Source organism: Streptomyces sp. MnatMP-M17 (assembly GCF_900091995.1).
Lineage (GTDB): Bacteria > Actinomycetota > Actinomycetes > Streptomycetales > Streptomycetaceae > Streptomyces.
Map to the genome: position 1 here is coordinate 1 of NZ_FMDK01000145.1, position 3,126 is coordinate 3,126.

Annotated in this window: 2 protein-coding genes; both read left to right on the plus strand. The window is 69.6% G+C overall.

Translation table 11 applies throughout. The features are described 5' to 3' along the window. The first annotated feature begins 4 nt into the window (after positions 1–4). Entirely contained in the window at positions 5–1,186 is a 1,182-nt protein-coding gene (locus tag GA0115259_RS07555; protein WP_093592717.1) for a LacI family DNA-binding transcriptional regulator, read from the plus strand. 95 nt (positions 1,187–1,281) lie between these two features. Continuing rightward, positions 1,282–2,991, plus strand: coding sequence for a carbohydrate-binding module family 20 domain-containing protein (locus tag GA0115259_RS07560; RefSeq protein ID WP_093592714.1), 1,710 nt, complete (start codon positions 1,282–1,284; stop codon positions 2,989–2,991). The last annotated feature ends 135 nt before the right edge of the window (positions 2,992–3,126 follow it).

Here is a 3,126-nt window from a genome sequence, read left to right on the forward strand (position 1 = left end):
GGCCGTGACAAGACCGTCAGCGGCGGCGCGAGGCACCAACGGGCTCCGGCTGGTGGACATCGCCGGCCGGGCCCGGGTCAGCGAGGCCACCGTCAGCCGGGTGCTGAACGGCCGGCCCGGTGTCGCGGACAGCACGCGCGAGCGTGTGATCGCGGCGCTGGGCGTCCTCGGGCAGGAACGTTCCGGCCGGTCCCACGACCCGCCCGCGCCTCATGGACCCACCGCGTCTCATGGACCTGTTCCGCCGAGCGGCGCTCCGGCGGAATCCGCCCGGCAGATCCCGCCCGCGCGGCCTCCCGGACTGATCGGACTGGTGACACCCGAACTCACCAATCCGGTCTTCCCGGCCTTCGCCCAGGCAGTCGAGCAGCTCCTCGCCGGACACGGCTACACACCGCTCCTCTGCACGCAGTTACCGGGCGGCGCGACCGAGGACGAACTGGTCGAGCAGCTCGTGGAGCGCGAGGTCGACGGCATCGTCTTCCTCTCCGGGCTGCACGCCGACACCTCCACCGATCCCGCCCGCTACGCCGCGCTCGCCGCGCGCGGTGTGCCGTACGTCCTGATCAACGGCTACAACGAACGCGTCAGCGCGCCCTTCGTCTCGGCCGACGACCACGCCGCCGTACGGATGGCCGTCGGCCATCTCGCCGAGCTGGGCCACCGGCGGATCGGACTGGCCACCGGACCGCAGCGGTACGTGCCCTCCCGGCGCAAGCGCGAGGGCTTCCTCGACGCGGCCGTCGGGCTGCTCGGGCTGGCCTGGCGCGAGGCGGAGGAGCTGGTGTGCACCACGCTGTACGGCGTCGAGGGCGGCCAGGTCGCGGCCGGCGCGCTGCTCGCCCTCGGCTGTACGGGCATCGTCTGCGGCAGCGATCTGATGGCGCTCGGCGTCGTACGGGCGGCCAGGGAGCGCGGACTCGACGTGCCGGGTGATCTCTCGGTCGTGGGATACGACGACTCGCGGCTGATCGCCTTCACCGATCCTCCGCTGACCACGGTCCGCCAGCCCGTGCACGCCATGGCCGCGGCAGCGGTCGGCGCGCTGCTGGAAGAGATCGGCGGCAGTCCCGTACAGCGCACCGAGTATGTCTTCCAGCCCGAGCTGGTCGTACGCGGCTCCACCGCCGCGGTGCGTACCGGCCGCTCCAGCCGTACCACCGGCACCATCCGCACAGGGCCTTGAGGGGCAAGAGCGCGTCGCCGCACGAGGCCGTACGCACCAACCGTTACCCGCACCCCCCGTCACCCGCACCTCCCTTCACCAGTGCAGGAGGAACCATGGCTCGCAGATCCCTGGCCGCCGCGCTCGCCCTCGTGGCCGGCGCCGCAGCCGCTCTCGCGGTCCCGGCCGGGACCGCCCAGGCGGCACCGCCGGGCACCAAGGACGTCACCGCCGTACTGTTCGAGTGGAAGTTCGACTCCATAGCCAGGGCGTGCACGGACAGCCTCGGCCCGGCCGGCTACGGCTATGTCCAGGTCTCACCGCCGCAGGAGCACATCCAGGGCGGCCAGTGGTGGACCTCGTACCAGCCCGTCAGTTACAAGATCGCCGGACGGCTCGGTGACCGCGCCGCCTTCTCGAACATGGTGAACACCTGTCACGCGGCGGGCGTCAAGGTCGTCGCCGACACCGTCATCAACCATATGGCGGCCGGCGACGGCACCGGCACCGGCGGCTCCTCGTACACCAAGTACAACTACCCGGGCATCTACTCGGGCGCCGACATGGACGACTGCCGGTCGCAGATCAACAACTACGGCGACCGCGGCAACGTACAGAACTGCGAACTCGTCGGCCTGGCCGATCTGGACACCGGTGAGGACTACGTACGCGGCCGGATCGCGTCGTACATGAACGATCTGCTCTCGCTCGGCGTCGACGGCTTCCGGATCGACGCGGCCAAGCACATGCCCGCCGCCGATCTCGCCAACATCAAGAGCAGGCTGAGCAATCCGGGCGTCTACTGGAAGCAGGAGGCCATCTACGGTGCGGGCGAGGCGGTCCTGCCGAGCGAGTACCTCGGCAACGGCGACGTCCAGGAGTTCCGGTACGCGCGCGGTCTCAAGCAGGTCTTCAACAACGAGAACCTCGCCTATCTGAAGAACTACGGCGAGGGCTGGGGCTATATGGAGTCCGGCCGTTCGGCGGTCTTCGTGGACAACCACGACACCGAGCGCGGCGGCGACACACTCAGCTACAAGGACGGCGCGAACTACACACTGGCCAATGTGTTCATGCTGGCCTGGCCGTACGGCTCGCCCGATGTGCACTCCGGATACGAGTTCGGCAGCAATGACGCGGGCCCGCCCAACGGCGGTACGGTCAACGCCTGTTACAGCGACGGATGGAAGTGCCAGCACGCGTGGCGCGAGATCTCGTCCATGGTCGGCTTCCGCAACACCACGCGCGGGCAGGCCGTCACCAACTGGTGGGACAACGGAGGCGACCAGATCGCCTTCGGCCGGGGCTCCGCGGGCTATGTCGCGATCAACCACGAGGGCTCCTCGCTGACCCGTACGTTCCAGACCTCGCTGGCGGGCGGCACGTACTGCGATGTGCAGAACGGCAGGGCGGTGACGGTCAACGGCTCGGGACAGTTCACGGCGACGCTCGGCCCGAACACGGCGGTTGCCCTGCACACCGGCGCCCGTACCTGCACGGGCGGTGGCGGCGGTACGGATCCGGGGCCCGGCGCTTCGGGCGCGTCCTTCGGTGTCAACGCGACGACTCAGCTCGGCCAGAACATCTATGTCACCGGCAACCAGGCGGCGCTGGGCAACTGGAACACCGGCAGCGCGCTGAAGCTCGATCCGGCGGCCTATCCGGTGTGGAAGCTCGATGTGGCGCTGCCGGCCGGTACGTCCTTCGAGTACAAGTACCTCCGCAAGGACGCGGCCGGCGCGGTGACCTGGGAGAGCGGCGCCAATCGGACGGCGACGGTGCCCGCGTCCGGCAAGGTCACGCTGAACGACACCTGGCGCAACTAGGGCCTGCCGCTGCTTTGTCCTCAATCGCCGGACGGGCTGGTTTTTGCCCGTCCGGCTACAGGAGACCAATCCCGCACCCGTACCTCCGAGGAGATCCCGAGTGACACGCCCGCCTCTGCGAAGAACGGTGCCCGC

Bases quoted from the DNA above. Each gene is read 5' to 3' on its own strand.
- GA0115259_RS07560 (WP_093592714.1), top strand. From the start codon at position 1,282: ATGGCTCGCAGATCCCTGGCCGCCGCGCTCGCCCTCGTGGCCGGCGCC.